The 21,782-nt window shown below is 75.7% G+C and carries 7 protein-coding genes; 5 read left to right on the top strand and 2 right to left on the bottom strand.

The window, feature by feature from the left end:
- The first annotated feature begins 82 nt into the window (after positions 1-82).
- The 4 genes from ACWCPN_RS22585 (at position 83) to ACWCPN_RS22570 (ending at position 18,463) form a co-directional block, all read left to right on the top strand.
- Entirely contained in the window at positions 83-13,843 is a 13,761-nt protein-coding gene (locus ACWCPN_RS22585; protein ID WP_451208936.1) for an SDR family NAD(P)-dependent oxidoreductase, read from the top strand.
- Between the two features lie 33 nt (positions 13,844-13,876).
- The gene (locus tag ACWCPN_RS22580; protein WP_451208933.1) at positions 13,877-16,381 is read left to right on the top strand and encodes a thioester reductase domain-containing protein; all 2,505 of its coding nucleotides are present in this window, start codon (positions 13,877-13,879) and stop codon (positions 16,379-16,381) included.
- Positions 16,378-17,517, top strand: a complete 1,140-nt coding sequence (locus ACWCPN_RS22575; protein WP_392293585.1) for an alpha/beta hydrolase — start codon at positions 16,378-16,380, stop codon at positions 17,515-17,517. The genes ACWCPN_RS22580 and ACWCPN_RS22575 overlap by 4 nt, the downstream gene beginning before the upstream one ends.
- A gap of 97 nt (positions 17,518-17,614) precedes the next feature.
- On the top strand, positions 17,615-18,463 hold the full coding sequence (locus tag ACWCPN_RS22570) for an alpha/beta fold hydrolase (protein ID WP_451208929.1): 849 nt from the start codon (positions 17,615-17,617) through the stop codon (positions 18,461-18,463).
- A gap of 37 nt (positions 18,464-18,500) precedes the next feature.
- On the opposite strand, the gene ACWCPN_RS22565 is transcribed toward ACWCPN_RS22570, so the two are convergent.
- Positions 18,501-19,022: a DUF4232 domain-containing protein gene (locus tag ACWCPN_RS22565; protein WP_451208926.1), complete on the bottom strand. Its 522-nt coding sequence runs from the start codon at positions 19,020-19,022 to the stop codon at positions 18,501-18,503.
- A 131-nt stretch (positions 19,023-19,153) separates the two neighbouring features.
- Positions 19,154-20,803: an alpha/beta hydrolase gene (locus ACWCPN_RS22560; protein ID WP_451208923.1), complete on the bottom strand. Its 1,650-nt coding sequence runs from the start codon at positions 20,801-20,803 to the stop codon at positions 19,154-19,156.
- Between the two features lie 283 nt (positions 20,804-21,086).
- Between ACWCPN_RS22560 and ACWCPN_RS22555 the strand changes: the two genes are divergently transcribed.
- Complete coding sequence (locus ACWCPN_RS22555) at positions 21,087-21,770, top strand: chaplin (RefSeq protein ID WP_451208919.1); 684 nt, start codon at positions 21,087-21,089, stop codon at positions 21,768-21,770.
- Positions 21,771-21,782 lie beyond the last annotated feature (12 nt).

The raw sequence follows: 21,782 nt of genomic DNA, 5'->3' as shown, positions 1-21,782 counted from the left end.
CCCCCCTGCTTCGCCGTACCGCGCACCCGATGCCCGGTACGGAGCACCGCCTGAACCCGAGTTCACGAGGACAGCTGCCCAGATGCCTGCGAACGAGTCCCCGAAGCGGACCCCCGAGCCGTCCCTCACGACCTCCGAGGGCGTCCGGGCCTGGCTGGTGTCGGCCGTCGCCGAGGCCGCCGGGACCGACCCGGTCCACCTCGACCCGAACCGTCCACTCGCCGAACTCGGCCTCGGTTCGCGGCATCTGGTCACCCTGGCCGCCGAACTCGGCGTCCTGACCGGACGCTCCCTGGAGCCGTCCCTCGTCTTCAACCACCCCACGATCGACGCCGTCGCGGAGGCCGTCTTCGCACCGTCCCCGGCGCGGCCGTCCGCACCGGGGGCCGCCCCCGACGGCACCGGCCGGAATCACACCGGCGCCGGCGCCGGCGACGACGTGGCGATCATCTCCATGGCCTGCCGCTTCCCCGGCGGCGCCGACCACCCCGAGGCCCTGTGGCGGCTGCTGGACGCCGGACGGGACGCCATCGGCGAGGTCCCGGCGGGCCGTTGGGACACCAGCGGGCTCCACGACCCCGACCCGGAGGCCACCGGCAAGGCGTACACCCTGCGCGGCGGCTTCCTCGACGGCGGCATCGACCGCTTCGACGCGGCCTTCTTCGGCATCTCACCGCGCGAGGCCGCCGCCATGGACCCCCAGCAGCGGCTGCTCCTGCAGACCTCGTGGGAGACGTTCGAACGCGCCGGCATCCTCCCGGAGTCCCTGAACGGCAGCTCCACCGGTGTCTATGTCGGCCTGTACGACAGCGGCTACCTCGCCGCCGCCTCGCTGGACCAGCTCGACGGTCACGTCGGCACCGGCTCGGCGGCCAGCGTCGCCTCCGGGCGCATCGCCTACACCCTCGGCCTGCAGGGACCCGCGGTGACCGTGGACACCGCCTGCTCGTCCTCGCTGGTCGCCCTGCACCTGGCGGCGCGCGCCCTGGCCAGTGGGGAGTGCGACCTCGCCCTGGCCGGCGGCGCCACCCTGCTCGTCACCCCGCGCGGACACGTCGAGTTCAGCCGGCTGCGCGGGCTGTCCCCGTCCGGACGGTGCAGCCCCTTCTCCGCCGGCGCGGACGGGGTGGTGTGGGCCGAGGGCTGCGGTCTCGTCCTGCTCAAGCGGCTCACCGACGCACACCGCGACGGCGACCGGATCCTGGCCGTCGTGAAGGGTTCGGCGATCAACCAGGACGGCCGCAGTCAGGGCCTGTCCGCGCCCAACGGCCCGGCGCAGGAACGGGTGCTGCGGGCCGCCCTGCACGCGGCCGGGCTCGGCCCGCACGACCTGGACCAGGTGGAGGCCCACGGCACCGGCACCCGGCTCGGCGACCCCATCGAACTCCGGGCGCTGGCCGACGTGTTCGGCCCGGACCGCCCGGCCGGCCGGCCGCTCGTCGTCGGATCCCTGAAGTCCAACATCGGCCACACCCAGGCGGCCGCCGGCATCGGCGGCGTCATCAAGACCGTCCTCGCCCTGGCCAACGAGCACATACCGGCCTCCCTGCACGCCGAGCACCCCACCGACCACATCGACTGGTCCGGCACCGGACTGCGGGTGCCGGCCGAGGGGGTTCCCTGGCCGCGCCGCGCGGACCGGGTCCGCCGGGCGGGGGTCAGCGCCTTCGGGATCAGCGGCACCAACGCCCACGTGATCCTCGAGGAGGCGCCGCACACCCCCGCCGCCACCGCCACGCCGGCCGGCACCGCCCCGGCCGCCGCCGCCCCGGCCGCCGCCGCCCCCGCCGAGCGGCCCGGCCCCGTCCTCCTCCCCCTCTCCGCCCGCACTCTGCCCTCCCTCCGGGGACAGGCCGCCCGGCTGCTGGAAGCCGTCGAGGACCGCCCCGAGCTGCCCCTGGCGTCGGTCGCCGCGACCCTCGCCCACCACCGCACCCACTTCGAGCACCGCGCCGTGCTCCACGCGTCCGACCGCGCCGGACTCCTCGACGGCCTGCGCGCCCTCGCCGACGGCCGGACCGATCCCGACCGCGTCACCGGACCCGTACCGGCCGTCCCCGGCGGGAAGCTGGCCTTCGTCTTCCCCGGTCAGGGCAGCCAGTGGGCCGGGATGGCCCGCGACCTGCTGGACCGGGACCCCGTCTTCGCCGACGAACTCGACCGCTGCGACGCCGCCCTGCGTCCCTTCACCGACTGGTCGGTGGCGGCCGTGCTGCGGGGCGACGCGGGCGCCCCGTCACCCGACCGCGTGGACGTCGTCCAGCCCGCCCTGTTCGCGGTGATGGTGTCGCTGGCCGCCGTGTGGCGTGCCCGGGGCGTGCTCCCGGACGCCGTGATCGGGCACAGCCAGGGCGAGGTCGCCGCCGCCTGCGTCGCCGGCGCCCTCAGCCTCAACGACGCTGCCGCCGTGGTCGCCCTGCGCGGCCAGGCCCTGACCGGCCTCGCCGGCACCGGCTCGATGGCCGTCGTCGCGCTGCCCCACACCGAGGTGGAACCCCTGCTCGGCGACGGCGTCTCGGTCGCCGCCGTCAACAGCGCCCGGGCGACCGTGGTCGCGGGTGCCGTCGAACCGCTGGAGGCCCTGCTCACCGGTCTCGAGGCGCGCCAGGTGTTCGTCCGCCGGCTCGACGTCGACTACGCCTCGCACAGCGACCGGGTCGAGCCCGTCCGGGCGCGGATCCTCGACGAACTCGACGGCGTCGTCACCTGTCCCACGGACGTCGCCTGGTACTCCACGGTCACTGCCGAACCGGTCACCGGGGAACTCGAGGCCGACTACTGGTACACCAACCTGCGCGAGACGGTCCGCTTCGCACCCGCCGTCGAGCGCATGCTCGCCGACGGCTACCGCCACTTCGTCGAACTCAGCCCCCACCCCGCCCTGCTCACCGCGCTGCGCACCCTCGGCGAGGACACCGGCCACGACCTGTCGGCCGTCGGCTCACTGCGCCGCGACGAGGACGGTCCCGGCTGCCTGGACCGGGCCGCCGCGGAACTCCACGCCCACGGACGCCGGATCGACTGGCGCCGCCTGGTCCCCGCCGGGACCCCCGTCGAGCTGCCCACCTACGCCTGGGACCCGGCGCGCCACTGGACCGAGCCCGAGCCCGCCGGGGGTGGCCCGGCCCTCTTCGACCGGTCCGCGCACCCGCTGCTCGGCGTGCAGCTCCAGTCCGCCGACGAGACCCGCTGGACCTTCCGCAACGAGTGGTCCCCGGCCACCGCCGACTGGCTGCCCGACCACACCGTCTTCGGCCGCACCGTGGTCTCCGGCACCACCCTGCTGGAGCTGTGCCGGGCCGCGCTCGCCGTGGCCGGCCCGGACGACGCCGCCGACGTCACCGGCCTGCTGCTGGTGGCCCCGCTCGTCCTGCCCGCGTCCGGCACGGTCGAGGTCTCCGTCGAGGTCGTCACCGCCGGTCCCGTGCCCGAGGTCACCGTGCACAGCCGCCCGCGCGGCCAGGCCGGCTGGACCCTCAACGCCACCGCCTCCGCGGCCCCCGCCGCCCCGGACACGGCGGAACAGCCGCCCGCCTGGCCCGAGTCCCCCGAGGAGGCCTGGACCGACGGGACCTACGACCGGCTGGCCGGGGTCGGCCTCGGCTACGGGCCCGCCTTCCAGGGCGTCCGGTCCGTGGTCGGCACCGGCGACGGGGAACTCCTCGCCCGTCTCTCGCTGCCCGCCGACGCCCGCGACACCGCCGACCCGTACCCCGTGCACCCCGCCCTGCTGGACGCCGCCCTCCAGGTGACGGCCGCGCTCGGCCCGGCCGGCCAAGGGGCCCTGCTGCCCGTCGCCGTGGGCCGCTGCGTCCTCCCGGCCGCCACCGGGGGCGAGCTGACCGCGCGGGTGCGGCGCACCGGCGGCACCGGCACCGACCTCACCCTGGACGTCACCCTGTGGGACGCCGACGGCCTCCCCGCCGGCCGCCTGGAGGCCGTACGCCTGCGCGCCGCCGACCCCGCCGACCTCGACGCGGGCTCGGAGAACGCCCGGCACCTGTACGAGGTGGCGTGGACGGCCGCGGGCGGGGAGCCCGACGACGCGCCGGACCTCACCTGGGCCGTGGCCGGCGACCCCGCCGACCCGCGGGCCGCGGCCGCCCGGCACGCCCTGCCCGGCGCCGGGGACCGCGCCGACGTCGCCGTACGCCTCTGGCCGTCCCCGGCACCGGACGCCGATCCGGTGGCCGTCGCGCACGAGACGGCCACCGGCGCCCTCGAAGAACTGCGGCGGCTCGTCGCGCTCCCCGAGGACCAGGCACCCGCGCGGACCGTGTGGGTGACCGGCGGCGCGGTCGCCGCCGCAGACGGCGACCGGGTGCCCGCGTACGCCCAGTCGGTGCTGTGGGGCCTGGTGCGCAGCGCGCGCTCCGAACACCCGGACCTGGGACTGACCCTGCTCGACCTGGACGAGGCCGTCTCCGACCCCGTCCCCGCGCTCAGGGCCGCCGCCGGCCTCACCGCCGAGCCCGAACTGGCATGGCGTGGCGACGAGTTGCTCGTGCCCCGGCTGGTACGGACCCGCCCGGGGAAGGCCGGACGAGAGCCGGAGGCGGGCCCTGACCGGGCGGCGGCGGTACCCACCGACGGAACCGTCCTGATCACCGGCGGCCTGGGGGCCGTCGGCGGACACATCGCCCGGCTCCTCGCCGAACGCGGTGTGCCGAGGCTGCTGCTGACGGCACGCGGCGGCGCCGGGGACCCGCGTGCCGAGGAGGCCGTCGCCTCCCTGGCCGCGCTCGGCGCGCGGGCCGAGGTCGTCGCCTGCGACGTCACCGACCCGGCCGCGATCGCCGGCGTACTCACCGCGGTGGGCGAGGAGTTCCCGCTGCGCGGAGTCGTCCACTGCGCCGCGGTCCTCGACGACGGCGTGATCGGCGAACTGACCCCCGAACGGCTGGAGCGGGTGCTGCGCCCCAAGGCCGACGGCGCCGCCCATCTGCACCGGCTCACCGCCGGCACCCCGCTGGACCTGTTCCTGCTGGTGTCCTCGGCCGCCGGTGTCGTGGGCAGCCCCGGCCAGGGCAACTACGCGGCCGCCAACGTCCTCCTCGACCAACTGGCCCACCACCGGCGGGCCTCGGGCCTGCCCGGACTCTCCCTGTCCTTCGGCGCCTGGGCGGGCGAGGGGCTCGCCGCCGCCCACGCCGACCTCGACCGCATGGCCCGGCTCGGACACCGGGCCCTCACCCCCGAGCAGGGCCGCGACCTGGTGGCGCTGGCCCTGCGCGGTCACGCCCCGCACCTGGTCGGCTGGGTCCTGGACCTGCCCCGCCTGCGCACGACGGACGCCGCGGACACCGCCCTGTGGCGCACGCTGCTGCCCGCGCCCCGCACGGGCGGCGCGGCGGGCGGCGCCCTGGCCGGCCGGCTGGCCCGGCTGCCCGAACCCGAGCGCGGCGAACGCGTCCTGGCCCTGGTCCGCGAGGAGGCGGCCCGCGCGCTCGGTCTGCGCTCCGCCGCGTCCGTACCGGCCGGCCGGCCGCTGCGCGACCTCGGCATGGACTCCGTCACCGCCGTCGAACTGCGCAACCGCCTCGCGGCCCGGCTGGGCGTCCGGCTGCCCGCCACCCTGCTCTTCGACCACCCCACCGCCGGCCGGCTGGCCGAGCACCTGCTGGCCCACGCGCTCGGGGACCCGTCACCGGCGACGGCCCCGCCCCGGGCGCGCCGGAGCGGCCCGGCCACCGGCGAACCGATCGCCGTCGTCGCCATGGCCTGCCGCCTCCCCGGCTCGGTCGGCGACCCGGAGGACCTGTGGCGGCTGGTCGCGGAGGGCCGGGACGCGGTCGGCCCGTTCCCGGCGGGGCGCTGGGACGTCGACGCGCTGTACGACCCCGACCCGGACGCCCCCGGCAAGTCCTACGCCCGTGAGGGCGGCTTCCTCGACGACATCGAGTCCTTCGACGCGGGCTTCTTCGGCATCACCCCGAAGGAGGCCGCCGCCATGGACCCCCAGCAGCGGCTGCTGCTGGAGACGGCCTGGGAGGCGCTCGAACGGGCCGGCATCGTGCCCGCCCGGCTCGCGGGCAGCACCACCGGCGTGTACGTCGGCATGTTCGGCAGCGACTACCTCGCCGGCTCCCGCCTCGACCAGCTCGACGGGTACGTCGGCACCGGCTCGGCGCTCAGCGTCGCCTCCGGCCGTCTGGCGTACGCGCTCGGCCTGCACGGCCCCGCGCTGACCGTGGACACGGCCTGCTCCTCCTCACTGGTCGCCACCCATCTCGCCGCCCAGGCACTGCGCGCGGGCGAGTGCGACCTGGCGCTGGCCGGCGGGGTGACCCTGATGGTGACTCCGCAGACGTTCGTGGAGTTCAGCCGGCTGCGCGGGCTCTCCCCGACCGGACGCTGCCGCGCCTTCTCCGACGACGCCGACGGCGCCGTCTGGGCCGAGGGCGCGGGCATGCTCGTCCTCAAGCGGCTCGGCGACGCGCGACGGGACGGCGACGAGGTGCTGGCCGTGCTGCGGGGCACGGCGGTGGGCCAGGACGGCCGCAGCCAGGGTCTGTCCGCGCCCAACGGACCGGCCCAGGTACAGGTCGTCCGCCGCGCGCTGGAACAGTCCGGACTCGACCCCGCGGACATCGACTACGTCGAGGCCCACGGCACCGGGACCACCCTCGGCGACCCGATCGAGGCGAACGCCCTCGCCGAGGTCTTCGCCGGTTCCCGGCCGGAGGGCCGTCCGCTGTACCTGGGATCGCTGAAGTCCAACATCGGCCATGTGCAGGCCGCTTCGGGCGTCGCCGGACTCATCAAGGTCGTGCAGGCGATGCGGTACGGGACCCTGCCGCCCACCCTGCACGCCGGCACGCCGAGCCGGCACGTCGAGTGGGAGGGCAGCGGACTGCGGCTGCTCCAGGAACCGGTGGCCTGGCCGGTGACGGGGGAGCGGCCGCGGCGGGCCGGTGTCAGCGCCTTCGGGATCAGCGGCACCAACGCCCATGTCGTCGTGGAGGAGCCCCCCGCCCGCACCGCCGACGAGACCGAGGTCCCGGACGGCGGCGGGCTGTTCGTGCTCTCCGGGCGCAGCGAGGCCGGACTGCGCGGACAGGCCGCCCGGCTCGCCCGGCACATCACGGCGGACACCGCCCTGCCGGACGTCGCCCACACCCTGGCCCGGCACCGCAGCCACTTCGAGTGGCGGGCGGCGGTCGTCGCGGACGGCCGGGAGGAACTGCTGTCCTCGCTCCGGGCACTGGGCAGCGGCCGCAGGCCGGTACCCGCGCCCCGCGAGGAGCAGTCCGGGAAGGTCGCCTTCGTGTTCGCCGGGCACGGCGGCCAGTGGACCGGCATGGGACTGGGGCTGACGGACCGGTCCGAGGCCTTCCGGGCGGAGCTGAGCCGGATCGACGCCGCCGTCGAACGGCACGCCGGCTGGTCGGTGCTCAACGTGCTGCGCGCGCCGGAGGAGTTCTCCCCGCTCGACCGCACCGAATACCTCCAGCCGGTCCTGTTCGCCGTGAACGCGGCCCTCGCCGCCGCCTGGCGCGAACTCGGCGTCACCCCGGACGCCGTGGTGGGTCACAGCCTCGGCGAGATCGCCGCCGCCTACACCGCGGGCGCCCTCACCCTGGACGAGGCCGTCACCGCCGTCACCGGCCGGGCCCGGGCGGTGGTCCCGCTGGTCGGGCACGGCGGCATGATCGCGGTCGAGCTGCCGCCCGCCGACGTCGAGGAGCTGCTGCGGCCCCACGCCGGGAAGCTGTTCGTCGCGGCGGTCAACGGCCCCGTCGCCACCGCCGTCTCCGGCGAGTCGGAGGCGCTCACCGCGCTCCGCGCGGAACTGGCCGGACGCGGTGTCCCCACCCGGGTGCTGTCGACACCGTTCGCCTCCCACACGCCGCTCATGGAGCCCCTGCGCGCGGACCTCCTGGACCGCCTCTCCGGCATCCGCGGCACCCGCACACCGACCCCCCTCTACTCGTCCGTGCTCGCCGGGCCGGTCCCCGGCGACGAGCTGGACGCCGCCTACTGGTACGCCAACCTGAGCCGGCCGGTCCGCTTCGCGGACACGATCAGGCGGATGCTGGACGACGGCTACCGCTACTTCGTCGAACCCAGCCCGCACCCCTCGCTCCTTCCGGCGATCGAGGCGGTCGCCGGCGACGCGGGCGTCGACGCGGCCGGCGTCGGCTCGCTGCGCCGCGGCCGCGACGGGCACGACGTACTCCTCGGCAGGCTGGGGGAGTTGTACACGGCCGGGCACACGCCCGACTGGACCGCGCTGTACCCGCGCGGCCGCCGCACCGCCCTTCCGACCTACGCCTTCGCCCGGGAACGGCACTGGCTGGCCCCGGTCCGGTCCGGCGCCGCCGGAGGCTCGCCGCTCCTCGGCACCCACGTCCAGGCCGGCGACGAGCCCGGCCGCGACCTCTTCCAGACCGAGATCGACCTCGAGGACGGCCGCTTCGCCTACCTGAGCGACCATCGCGTCACCGGCGAGGTGTGGCTGCCGGGCGCGGCCCTCCTCGACATGGTGCTGGAGGCGGCGGCCCTCCTGGCCCCGGACGCCGACGGGGTGCGGCTCACCGACGTCCGGTTCGTCCAGCCGCTGCGGCTGGAGACCGGCCGGCCCGTACGGCTGCAGCTGGCCCTGCGCCCGGCCGAGGACGGCCACCGGGAGTTCACCGTCGCCTCCGCCCCGGCCGGCCGCCGGCAGTGGGAGCGGCACGTCACCGGCCGTGTCGCGGAGCAGGCAGGGCACGTCGGGCAGGCCGCGGACCCCGGGCCGGCCGACGGGCCCGGGCTCGACGCGCTGCGCGAGCGGTGCACCGAACGGGTCGACGTCAGCGCCGTCTACGCGGGCCTCGCCGCCCTCGGCATCGACTACGGGCCCGCCTTCCGGGGCCTGGAGGAGGGACACCGGGACGGCGGCACGACAGCCCTCGCCCGGCTGGCCGCCCGGCCCGCCGCCGGGCACCTGCTGCACCCCGCCACCCTGGACGCCGCCTTCCACAGCGCGGCCCTGCCCGCCGCCGCGCCCGCCGGCCGGGCCTTCGTCCCCGCCGGCGCCGGCCGCGTGCGCCACAGCGGCGCGCGCACCACGCCCGCCTGGGTGAGCTGCGACCTGCGCTCGGTGGACGGCGACACGGCCACACTGGATCTGCGCCTCTGGGACGAGGACGGCCGACTCGTTCTCGAGATCGACGAGTTCCGGCTCGCCGCGCTGTCACCGCTGGACGGCGCCCTCTTCGAGACGCGCTGGGAGCCCCGCCCCGAGGCGCAGGAACCGCCCGGTGAGGGGGGCTGGCTGATCCTCGCCGACGAGAGCGGCACGGCGGACGAACTCACCTCCCGGCTGGACGGCCTGGTGCCGTACGTCGTCGCCCGCCGGGGCACCGAGTACGCCGTCGAGGCCCCCGGCCGCCACGTCCTCGACCCGGCCGACCCCGCGCAGCTCGCCCGGCTCCTGGACGAGGCCTTCGCGGACGCGCCGCCCGAGCGGATCGTCCAGCTCTCCGCGCTCGACGCCCCGCCGGTGGCGGACGGCGGCAGCGCGCGGGAGGCGGCCCGGCTGTGCTGCCTGACCACCCTCCACCTGGTCCGGGCCCTCACCGCACGGGACCGTCCGCGGGGCGGGACACCGCGCCTGTTCGTCGTCGTGCGCGGCAGCCAGGCCGCCGGGGACAGCACCGCCGTGACCCGCCCGCAGCAGGCGCTCGCCTGGGGCTTCGCCCTCGCCGTGGCCCAGGAGCAGCCGGAACTCGCCACCACGGTGATCGACCTGCCCGCCGAAGGCGGCACCGACCTGCTGTGGACGCAGCTCCGGCACGCGGACGACGAACGGCTCGTCGCACTGCGCGACACCGGGCGGCTCGTCCCGCGGCTCGCCCGCACCCGCCCAGACGACGGAGGCCACCCCGAGCAGCCGGACGGCGTGCACCTGATCACCGGTGGCCTCGGCGGTCTCGGCCGGGTCGTCGCCGAACGGCTGGTCCGCCGCGGCGCCCGGCAAATCGCCCTGCTCGGCCGCGGCGCCCCGGACGCGGCCGCCCGCGCCTGGATCGACGCCCTCGAACAGCGCGGAGTGGGCGTGCACCTGGTCCGCGCCGACGTCGCCGACCGCGACGGGCTCACCGCCGCCCTGGACGCCGTACGCAGCAAGGCCGGGCCCGTCACCAGCGTGGTGCACGCGGCCGGCGTCCTGGACGACGCCACCCTGGCCAACCTCACCGAGGAACGCGTCCTGCGGGTCCTCGCGCCCAAGGTGCTCGGCACCGCCCTGCTCACCGAACTCGTCCCCGAGGCGGACAACCTGGTGCTCTTCGCCTCCGCGGCGGGTCTGCTCGGCTCGGCGGGCCAGAGCCCGTACTCGGCGGCCAACGCCTTCCTCGACGCCTGGGCGCACCACCTCTCCCGCAGCGGCCGGCGGGCGCTCAGCCTGGACTGGGGCGCCTGGACCGGTGTCGGCATGGTCGCCGGATCCGACGCCCGGGCCGCCGAGACCGGCCGCTCGGGCCTGGTCGCCTTCTCCCCGCAGGACGGCGGCGAGCTGTTCGACCGGGTGCTGGCCACCGGCCGCCGCCAACTCGCCCCGATGGCGATCGACATGGAGCTGCTCGCCCTCGATCCGGACGCGGCGCGCACCCGGCCCCTGCTCGCCGGTCTGGTGACCGTCCCGGCCACCGGCGCGGACGACGACCTCGTACGGCGGGTGCTCGCGGCCGCCACCGAGGCGGAGCGCGCCGAGTGGCTCGAGACCTACGTACGGGCCAGGGTCGGCGAGGTCTCCGGCGGCGCCGTGGACGTGTTCGCCACCACCGCCCTGAAGGAACTCGGCCTGGACTCCCTCATGCTCGTCCGGCTGCGCAACGTCTTCGCCCGCGAACTGGGCGTCGAACTCCCGGCCGCCGACGTGTTCTCCGCCGCCGACATCCGCGGCCTCGCCCGCGCCCTCGGCGAAGGGCTCCCCGAGCGCACCGCACCGGCCAAGGCCGGACCGGACGCACCGGCCCGTGAGGTCCCGGAGACCGAACTGCGGCCCGCCACACGGGACGTCGTACGCCTGCTGCGCAGCGCCCAGCCGGACATGCCGCACGCGGCCCACGGCGTCGGCCTCGCCGTACGGCTCACCACCCCGGTCACCCGGGAGGACCTCACCGGCATCCTCGGCCGGCTCGTCGCCCGGCACGCCGCCCTGCGCACAGCCGTGGTGACCGGTGCCGACGGCCGGCGGCGGCTGCGCGTGGACCGGGAGCTGCCCGCGCCGCCGCTGCGCTGGACCGACGGCACGGACGTCGACCCCGCCGAGCGGCTGCGGCTCCTGCTGGAACCGCCGTTCGACCTGGCGGCCCCGCCGCTGTGGCGGTTCGAGCTGGCCGACGGCGGCCCCCGGGGCCAGGTCCTGGTGTTCGGCGCCCATCACGCGGTCAGCGACCTGCAGTCCCTGCTGCTGGTGGCCGCGGAGATCGACGCCGAGCTGTCGGGCACCCCGCTGGACGGCACCGTCACCAACCGGGACCTGGACCTGCTGGCCGCGGCCCAGCAGGGCGGCGGCGAGGGCCCCGGCGACGAGTGGCGCGCGGCCTTCCGGGGCAGCGAACGGCTCGACCTGACCCTCGCACGGCCCCGCCCGGACACCCGCTCCTACCGGTCCGGCAGCGTCACCGTGCCCGTCCCCGACGGGCTCATGCGGCGCGTCGCGGACGCCGCGAGCGGCCTGGGCGTCACCCCCGCCGCCTACTGCCTCGGCACGCTCACCGTGCTGCTGGCCCGCAAGCGCGAACGGGAGCGGTTCGTGCTCGCGGTACCGGTGGACACCCGTATCCACGCCGACGCCTTCGGCGCGGTCGGCTTCTTCGGCGTCCCCGTGCCGTTCCCCGCGCAGGCGGAGGCGGACGAGCGGATCGCGGACGTACTGCTGCGCACCGACGGCCGGCTGCGGCAGATCCTGTCGAAGGGCGCCATGTTCTCCGACGTGCTCGCCACCCTCGCGCGGCAGGGCCTGCACCGGGCCAACGCACCGCTCGTCGAGGTCTACTTCAACTACGTGCGCTTCTCAGGTGAGCTGAAGCACCTGGAGGTGCTGCCCGCCGGCGTCGGGCACACCGACCTGGACCTGATGATCACCATGACCCCGGACGCGGGCACCGTCCGCCTCGACCACAACCTCGACATCCTGGACGCGGACACCGCCGCCCGGCTCGGGGAGGAGTTCCTGACGCTGCTCGCCGGGATCACCGAGGACGCGACCGGCCCGGTGCGCGAACGGCGGCCCGAGCCGGCCGCCGGGGTGCCGCGCCCGGCCCCGGCCGCCGGGGGACCGCGCCTCGCCCTGGCCGCCACCTTCGCCCTCGGCCACCTGCCCCTGATGTGCGAGGCGGCCCTGGAGGACGAGCGGGCGAGTACCGCCGAAGCGCCCTACCACCACGTGCTGGCCGCGCTCCAGGACCCGTCGGGCGTCCTCGCCGACCCCGCCACCGCGGTCGGTGTCGTCCTGCTGCGCGCCGCCGACCTGGAACGCTTCGGACCGGTCGACGACACCCTGCTCGCCGAACTGCGCGACGCCTACCCGGCCGCCCTGAAGTCCCTCGCCGAGCGCACCCGCAGGCCCCTCGTCGTCGGCATCCTGCCCGGCGCCGGGACCACCGGACGGCTCCTCGACTGGGAGCGCGGCATCGCCGCCGACCTGGCCGGAGTGCCGGGGATCGCGGTGCTCGGCCCCGACGAGTGGACCCGCCACCACGCCGTCGGGCAGCGCTTCGACGAGCGCACCGAGCGGCTCGCCCACCTGCCCTTCACCCCCGACTTCCAGGCCGCCGTGGCGCTGCGCCTGGCCGAGGTGGTGCGGGCCGTGCGGCGGCCCGCGCCCAAGGTGATCGCCGTCGACGGCGACGAGACCCTGTGGGGAGGCGTGGCGGGCGAGATCGGTCCCGACGCGGTGGACCTCACGGGCCCGCGCGCCCTGCTGGCCCGCAGACTGCTGGGGTGGCGGGCGGCGGGCGCGCTGCTGGCCCTGGTCAGCAACAACGACGAGGCCACCGTCCGAGCGGTCCTCGACCGGCCCGACAGCCCGCTGAGGGCCGAGCACTTCAGTGTGATCTCCGCCGCCTGGGGACCCAAGCCCGCCCGGCTAGACGAGGCCGCCCGGAGCCTCGGCCTCGGCCTGGACAGCTTCCTGTTCCTGGACGACAACCCGGCCGAGATCGCCAAGATGCGCGCGGCACTGCCGCAGGTGCTGTCGGTGACCTGCCCGCCGGCCGGTGAACTCGCGCCGTTCCTCGACCGGTTGTGGCCGCTCGTCCCGGCCGCCGCCACGGCCGAGGACGCCCTCAGGGCCCGGTTCTACGAGGCGGAACGCGCCAGGGACGCCGTCCGCGCGGGCGCCGGCTTCGAGGACTTCCTGGCCGGGCTCGGGCTAGAGGTCGACATCCGTGAACTCACCGAGGCGGACGTCGAACGCGGCGAACAACTCGTCCGGCGCACCAACCAGTTCACCCTGCGCGCCCGCTCCGCCGACGGCGGGGACCTCACCCGGTGGCGCGAACGGGGCGAGGTGTGGACGGCGGCGGCCCGCGACCGGTTCGGCGACTACGGCCAGATCGCGCTGCTCGCGATCGCCGCGGACGGCGACCGGCTCGACGTCCTCGCCTGGCCGATGAGCTGCCGCGCCCTGGGCCGGGGGGTCGAGGAGCGGCTGCTCGCCTGGCTCGCCGACCGGGCCGGGGAACTGGGCTGCACCAAGGTCCGGCTCACCGCGGAGCGCACCCCGCGCAACGCGCCCGCCCGCCGGCTGCTCGCCGCACTCGGCGGCGGCGACCCGGACGACGCGACGGTGGACGTCGTCGTCACGCCCGAGCACCTGCGGGCGTTCCGCTCCTGGGACCAGAGTTGAGCGACAAGACCAAGCACAACGCGAAGGGCTCTCATGCGTGACGTGAACGAGGCGATCGCCGAGTCGATCGAGCGGGGCGGCGGCGGACTCGGCGTGTCCGAACTGCTGGCCAGGGTGCGGGCGGCGGGCGGCGGGGCCGAGCCGGCGCCGGCACCGGCGCCGGATCTGGACGGCCTCACCGCCACCGTCGCCGCCGCGGCCGGGCGTCATCTGCCCGCCGGCCGGCTGGACCCCGACGCCGACTTCTTCGACGCCGGCGGCACCAGCGTGGACGCGGTGGAACTCATCGCCGAACTCGAGGGCGAACTGGGCATCGAGGTGGATCTCGACGAGGTCTTCGCCGACGCCCGCCCGAGCAGCCTGGCCCGCCGCTGGCTGCCGCTCCTGGGCGCCGCACCGGCGGCGCACCCCGCAACCGCCGGAGCGGCGCCGGAGACGGCTCCGCCGGGTGCGGGGTCCGCCGCCGAGGCGTCCCGCACGGCACCGCCGGGGCCGGCCCCGGCCGCCGCCGGGGCCGCCCGCACCGCATTGGCCACCGGCGAGACACCCGGCGCCACGGGAGCCCCCTCCGCTCCGGCCCACGCGGCCGCCCCGCCCGCCGTTCCCGTACCGACGACGGCGCCCGGCACCCTCCCCGTTCCGGCCCCCCGGACCCCGCCCGCCGTGCCCGGCACCCCGCACCGCACCGACGGCGACCGCCACTCCCGCGCCCGTCCGGAGGACCTCCAGCTCATACTCGCCGACCTCGCCCTCGCCGACCGGCTGCCGTTCACCGACGTGCCCGAGCCGGTGCCGCCCCGCCGGATCCTGCTGACCGGCGCCACCGGCTTCCTCGGCAGCCACATGCTGCTCGACCTGCTGCGGCACAGCGACGCCCATGTGTACTGCCTGGTCCGCGCGGACGACGAGGAGGCCGCCACCGCACGGCTCGGCGACCAACTGCGCGGCTACCGCCTGCCCTGGTCGTCCGAGGTCCGCCGCCGGATCACCGTGCTGCCCGGCGACATCCGCCGCCCGCGGCTCGGCCTCACCGACGAGCGGTGGCACACCCTCGCCCACGAACTCGACAGCGTCGTCGGCGTCGCGGCCGCCGTGGACTTCCTGCGCGGCTACCCGTCGCTGCGCGGCAGCAACGTCCTCGGCGCCCTCACCCTCGCCGAGCTCGCCGCGACCGGCCGGCCCAAACCGCTGCACCACATCTCCTCGATCGCGGTGTTCAACGAGGTGGGCATCACCTCGATGGGCGAGGACGACCCGCTCGCCCACATCGACCGGCTCGTCTCCGGCTACGACCAGTCCAAGTGGGCCGCCGAGGTCGCCCTGCGCCGGGCCCGCGACCACGGCCTCGTCGTCACCGCGCTCCGCCCCGGCGGCATCGGCGGCCACACGAAGACCGGCGCCTACAACCCGCAGGACCTCAGCAGCGGCCTGATCTCCGCCTTCGGCCGCTTCCGCACCGTGCCGGCGTTCCGCCACCTCAACGCCGCCCCGGTGGACTGGGTCAGCCGGGTCGCCGTCGCCGCGATCTGCGAACCCGACGCGTGGGGCTTCGACTACAACCTCACCGGCGTGCCCAACACCCTCGACGACGTCGTACGGGACATGGCCTTCGGCGGCATGCACGTACGCGTCCAGGACTGGGACGAGTGGCGCGCCGGCGCCCTCGCCCGCCTGGAGGCCGAGCCCATAGCCGAACTCGGCTTCCTGTCCCGGGTGCTGCGGAGCCCCACCGCCCTCAAGCTGTGCGAGGCCACCCTGCAGGGCCCGGCCGCCGAGGCCGCGCGCACCGACGCCCTGGTCGCCGCGCTCGGCCTCGCCCCCGCCGCCCGTTACGACGCCCAGGCCCAGCTGAAGACCTTCGAGAAGCTCGCCGGCGACGGCCTCGCCCGGCTGCCGCACAAGGACGACCAGCCCTACCTCTGGTTCTCCGAGACCACCGAGGGCACCGTCGGGCCGGTCGGCGCCGCCGCCTCGGCCCCCTGCTCGATGGCGCTCACCCTGTCCATCGCGAGCATGTACCAACTGGTGAGGGAGCGCCGGGTGGACGTCACCGGACAGGTGACCTGCCCGGCCCTGCACCCCGAACCGCTCACCGTGGTACGTGGGGACCTGTGGGTGCGCCCCGAGGAGGGCATTCCGCAGCAGCACGGCATGCGGCACCAACTGCTGCGCTACCGGCTCAAGTTGCGGGACGCCGACGGCGGACGGTGGTGGCTCGAGGGCCGCAAGTACGCGCGCGCCCGCCGGGACCTGTGGCGGCAGACCCGGGCGCTCACCGTGGAGATCGGCCGCGAGGGCGAGGCGGCGAGCCTGCTCGGCGAGGTCGTCGTGCCCGCCGACTCCTACGTCCGCGACCAGATCGACGGCATCCGTGTCGACCCGCGCCTGACCGGCCAGGAGAAGCGCGCCGCCAAGCTCACCTGGCTCGCCTGGTTCGGGCTGGAGATGGGCCGCGGCCTGGTCGCCCCGTTCGCCCGGGCCGCCGCCGACCTGCTCGACCTGCGCCGGACCCCGACCCTCACGGAGCACAACCGATGATCTTCAGGACCACCCCCGCCAAGGCGGCCCGTCCGGCGCTGCGCAAGGTCCGCACCGGCGTGGCACCGCGCCCCCTGCGCCACCGCCTGGACCCGGCCCACGTCGAGGAGGTCCCGTTCCGCACCCGCGACGGCGTCCGCCTGGGCCTGACCCGGATCGGCCCGGGCGACCCCGGCCGCCCCGCCGTGCTCCTGCTGCACGGGCACACCGCCTCCGCCGACATGTTCCTGCTGCCCGAGACCCGCAACCTCGTCGACGTCCTGCTCGACGAGGGGTACGAGCCCTGGCTGCTCGACTGGCGGGGCAGCGGCAGGCTCCCGTACAACGAGACGGGGGGCCGGTACACGTACGACGACGTGGCCCTGTACGACATCCCCGAAGCCGTCGCCCGCGTCCGTGAACGCGTCGGCGACCGGCCGCTGTTCGTGGTCGCGCACTGCATCGGCTCGCTCACCCTGTCGATGAGCATGGCGGCCGGTCTGGTCCCGGGCCTGGCCGGGGTGGTGTCCCAGGGTGTCTTCCTCACGCCGAAGCTGGCCGGGCGGACCTCGTTGCGGATGTCCGTGGCGGGGGAGCTGCTGAAGACCCGGATCGACCACATCCCGGTCGACATCCGCAAGGTGGGCCTGTGGTCGAAGTACACCCCGCTGTTCGCGCTCGCCTCCCGCAAGGCGGCCTGTCCGGACCCGACCTGCCAGATCCTGCACAACTCGGCCTGGGGGACCGGCGCCTCCCTCTTCGTCCACGAGAACCTCGACCCGGCCACCCACGACCGGCTCGCCGAACTGCTCGGCCCCGCCCCGCTGTGGATCCTGCCCCATCTGCGCCGGATCGAGCTGGCCCGCACCGTCGTCCGCTGGCACGACACCGACCACCGCTACCGGGCCCTGCCGCCCAACGCGCTGGACGCCGCCGGCCGCATCGACACCCCGGTCCTGCTGCTCTCGGGCAGCGAGAACGGGCTGTGGCTGGACTCGCAGAAGCTCTGCCACGAGGTGCTGTCCCGCCGGCAGCCGCAGCTCGACGTGTCGTACACCGAGATCCCCGGCTACGGTCACCTCGACCCGTTCCTGGGCCGCGGCGCGGCGCTGGACGTCTTCGGGTACATCCTGGAGTTCCTCGGCGCGCACCGCTGAGAATCATCTCCGGAGGCCGGTGACGGCGGGCGGCACCGCCGGTTACCGTACCCGTCAGTAACCGGACTCGCCCCGCACCGCACCCCAGGAGGCCCCCATGCCGCAGCTCGACGTCGCCGGTGCCGTACTGACGTACGACGACGAGGGCCCCCGCGACGGCGCGGCGGTGCCCCTGGTCTTCGTGCACGGCTGGACGGCGAACCGGCACCGCTGGGACCACCAGATGGCGCACTTCTCGGCGGGCCGGCGGGTGATCCGGCTGGACCTGCGCGGCCACGGGGAGAGCACCGGGGCCGGGGTGCGGACGGTCGCGGAGCTGGCGGCGGACGTCCTGACGCTCCTCGACCACCTCGGGGTCGAGCGGTTCGTGCTGATCGGCCACTCCATGGGCGGGATGATCTCCCAGACCATCGCCCTGTCCCACCCCGAGCGGGTGGAGCGGATGGTGCTGGTCAACTCCATCGGCCGGATGACCTACAGCCGCGGCCGGGGACTGCTCATGGCGGCGTCCACGCTGGCGCCGTACAAGCTGTTCATCGCGGCCAACATCCAGCGGGCCTTCGCCCCCGGCCATCCGCGCGAGGAGGTCCGCGAGTACATCCGCGCCTCCGGGGAGACGCCGCGCGAGGTCGTCATGACGCTGTACGGCGCCATGCGCGCCTTCGACGTCCTCGACCGGGCCGGCGAGATCAGGACCCCCACCCTGATGGTGCACGGCTACCACGACATCCAGCTTCCCGTCCGGCAGATGCTGCGGCTGGCCAAGGCCTACCCGGACGCGGTCGTCCGCATCATCGACGCGGGCCACGAACTGCCCGTGGAGAAGCCGGCCGAACTGACCGCGGCCCTCGACCGGTTCCTGACCGGGCCCGAGCAGCCCGGGGACGCCCCGGAGCCCGAGGGGACGGCGCAGCCGCCGAAGCCCGAGGCGGCCAGGCGGGCGTGACGCCGGCCCCGGAGCGTCCGCGTGCCCGGAGCGGGCCTCAGCCGACGCCGAGAGCCCGGTCCGCGGCCGCCGCCGTCGGCTGCCACCACGTCGTCACCGGCTCCCACACCAGCACCTCGCTGCCGGTGCCGAGCCGGGCCGCGGTGAAGGTGCGGCCCCACTGCGAGGCCGACGCGGCGACCGTGACCGAGCCCGTGCGGCGGGCCTCGGGATCGGCGAGATCGGCGATCGTGCGCACGGCCGCGTACGCCGTCCGGCCCGCCTTGAGCGCGTACGTGCCGCTGCCGCCCGAGGGCACCGGCAGCGCGGCCCCGTCCAGGTCGCCGAACGTGATCGTGGGCACCCGGTCGACCACACAGGTGCGGCCCCCGCGATTGGTCACGGAGACATGCAGCACGGAGGGGTCGGCGGACGCGGCCTTCGCCCGAACGGTCAGGGCCCGTTCCGCGCAGCGGGCGGGCCCGGCCTGCCGGGTGGCCGCCTGGCTCTGCGGCGCGGCGCCCAGCAGCGCCACGGCGGCGCAGACGACGGGTACGGCGACGGCGGCTCGGATGCGCATGGCGGGTTCCCCCTGTCATGGTCGGGTGCGGGTACGGCGGGCCGGGGCACGCCTCGTGGGATGTGACGGTCCCGGCGGCCGGGAGGTTGCGCCGCGATCGCCCCTGTCACCCGTTCGCTCCATGCCCGTCCTCAGTGGACGGTCCCGAACGTGGGGCTCCAGCCCTTGCGGTCCGCCGGGCAGGAACTGCGGTCGTCCGGCAGGGAGCCGTACAGCAGGAAGTCGTCGACCTTGCGGTGCACGCACTTGGACGACCCGTAGCCGGTGTGCCCGTCGCCCTTGTTGTCCAGCACGACGGCCGACGCGCCGAGCCGCCGGGCGGTCTCCTCGGTCCAGCGGTACGGCGTCGCCGGGTCACCGCGCGTCCCGACCAGCAGCATCCTGGGTGTGTCGACGTCCTTGACCCGGTCCCGGATGAAGTCCGTGCCCTTGGGGCGGCCGTAGCACATGAGGAGCTGGGTCAGCTTGAACCGGCCGAAGACCGGTGAGGCCTGGTCGTAGGCGGCCCGCAGGTCCTCCAGGTCCCTGGTGAGCTGCGCGTCGGAGGGCCGGTCGGGGTCGTCCGCGCAGTTGATCGCCACCAGGGCGGCCGGCAGGTTGTCGGCCGGGACGTCGCCGGCGTCCACGAGCCCGCCGCCCCTCCCGGCCACCGCGGTCCCCTGGACCGGCGCGGGCCGCCGGAGGGGCGGGGTGAAGCCGCCGCCCGGCCAGAAGGCACCGGCGGAGAAGCTGAGCACGCCCCGGGTGTCGCCGTCGTCGACCAGCGACGCGAGCGCCCGCTCCAGGGTGGGCCACAGTTCCTCGCTGTAGAGGGCGGACCCGATGGCGCCCGCCAGGTCCTGCCCGGAGAAGGCGCCGCCGAAGTCCGTGGGCACCGGGTCCGCGTCGAGCGAGCGCACCAGACGGACGACCTGGCTACCGGCCAGGCGCCGGTCCCGTCCGAACGGGCAGGCGATGTCCGTCGTACACCAGTCCAGGAAATCGTCCAGAGCCGTCTGCAGTCCTTCCGCTCCCGCGACGCCCTGTTCGGACAGGGGTTCGGTCAGGGTGTCGACACCGTCCAGGGTCATCCGGCCGACCCTGTGCGGGAACTGCGCCGCGTACACCGCGCCGAGCCGGGTTCCGTAGGAGAAGCCCAGGTAGTTGAGCTTCTTGTCGCCCAGGGCCTGGCGTATGACGTCCAGGTCGCGGGCGGCGTCCACGGTGCCTATGTGCCGCAGAACCGGGCCGGAGTTCCGGGCGCACTGGTCGGCGGCCTGCCGCAACCGCTTCAGCAGGGGCAGGGGCCGGGTGATGTCCAGGTTCTGGCCCGTCGCCACCGAGGTCTGGTCGCCGCCCTCGCCGCAGCTCACGGGGGAGGACCGGCCGACGCCGCGCGGATCGAAGGTGACCACGTCGTAGCCGTTGGTCAGGCCCATGAACGGTTTGCCGCCCACCGCCAGTTCACGCACTCCGGAGCCGCCGGGGCCGCCGAAGTTCAGCAGCACCGAGCCCCGCGACCGGCCCGTGGCCGTGTAGCGGGCCAGTGCCAGGTCGAGCGTGCCGGCGCCGGGGTGCGCGTAGTCGAGCGGGACGGTGACCTTCCCGCACTGGAGGTCCCGGGGCATGTCCGCGCCCTCGCAGGCCGCCCACGCCACCTTCTGCCCGTAGAAGCGGGCGAGGCCGGGCCGCGGCTCGTCGGCCGCCGCCGCGGGCAGTCCGGACCCGAGCAGCGTCAGGGTCAGCGCGCCCGCGCCCGCGCACTTCCGCACGGCGGGCCGGGTGGACAGCTTGGCCAGCATCGTTCGCCTCCCGGGAGCGCACCCGACGGGGACCGGGCGGCGCCCTCGCTCACCATAAGCGGGGTCCGGAAGAGCCGCCTCCGGGCGAGCGGGACGACTGTCGATGATCTATTCTTCGCACTTTCTGTGACGATCGGCGACTATTCGAAACTTTACGTGCGACTCGAAAGATCATGTCGCCCAATGGGGTGAAAGACTGATACGCCATAACCCCGATGGTTCGTCTGCGTTCTATCCGGTGTGGGCGAGTGCCCGCGACGATGTCTAGAAAGCAGGGAAATCCATGAGACGGGCTACCCGAAACGGTGTGTTCGCTGTCGTTGCCGCCTCAGGCGCGATGGCCGTGGCTATGCCGGTGTCCGCTGCGTTCGCGGCCGACGGGGCCTCCGCCGACGGTGCGGCGACCGGCTCGCCCGGGGTGATCTCCGGCAACACCATCCAGGTCCCGGTGCACATCCCGCTGAACGTCTGCGGCAACACCGTGAACGTCGTGGGACTGCTCAACCCCTCGGCGGGCAACGCCTGCGAGAACGGCGGCCACGCGGACAAGAAGGGAGGCTCGGACAGGGCCGGTTCCTCCTCGTCCCACGGCGGTGCGTCCGCGCACGGCGGCAGCAAGGACTCGCCCGGGGTGATCTCGGGCAACGCCATCCAGCTCCCCGTGCACGTGCCGGTCAACGTCACCGGCAACTCGGTGAACGTGGTGGGCGTGGGCAACCCCGCGGTGGGCAACCACTCCAGCAACCAGTCGGACACGCCGGAGACCACCACGCCGGAGCCGGTCACCACGACCCCGGTCAAGGCCCGGCCGGCCCCGCACACCCCGCAGGCCGCCCCGGAGCCCTCCGTGGCCACCCTGGCCCACACCGGCGCGGACATGACGGCGCCCGCGGTCGCCGGCAGCGCGGCTCTGCTGCTCACCGGAACGGTCCTGTACCGCCGCTTCCGGCCGAGCCGCATGCGCTGACCCCAGCGGTAG

The organism is Streptomyces sp. NPDC002386, assembly GCF_053593175.1.
Note: the sequence above shows the minus strand (reverse complement) of the source record. Positions and strands in the feature narration are given on the sequence as shown.

Excerpts from the sequence above, each read along its gene's own strand:
- ACWCPN_RS22585 (WP_451208936.1), top strand. The coding sequence starts at position 83 with ATGCCTGCGAACGAGTCCCCGAAGCGGACCCCCGAGCCGTCCCTCACG.
- ACWCPN_RS22580 (WP_451208933.1), top strand. The coding sequence starts at position 13,877 with ATGCGTGACGTGAACGAGGCGATCGCCGAGTCGATCGAGCGGGGCGGC.
- ACWCPN_RS22575 (WP_392293585.1), top strand. The coding sequence starts at position 16,378 with ATGATCTTCAGGACCACCCCCGCCAAGGCGGCCCGTCCGGCGCTGCGC.
- ACWCPN_RS22570 (WP_451208929.1), top strand. The coding sequence starts at position 17,615 with ATGCCGCAGCTCGACGTCGCCGGTGCCGTACTGACGTACGACGACGAG.
- ACWCPN_RS22565 (WP_451208926.1), bottom strand. The coding sequence starts at position 19,022 with ATGCGCATCCGAGCCGCCGTCGCCGTACCCGTCGTCTGCGCCGCCGTG.
- ACWCPN_RS22560 (WP_451208923.1), bottom strand. The coding sequence starts at position 20,803 with ATGCTGGCCAAGCTGTCCACCCGGCCCGCCGTGCGGAAGTGCGCGGGC.
- ACWCPN_RS22555 (WP_451208919.1), top strand. The coding sequence starts at position 21,087 with ATGAGACGGGCTACCCGAAACGGTGTGTTCGCTGTCGTTGCCGCCTCA.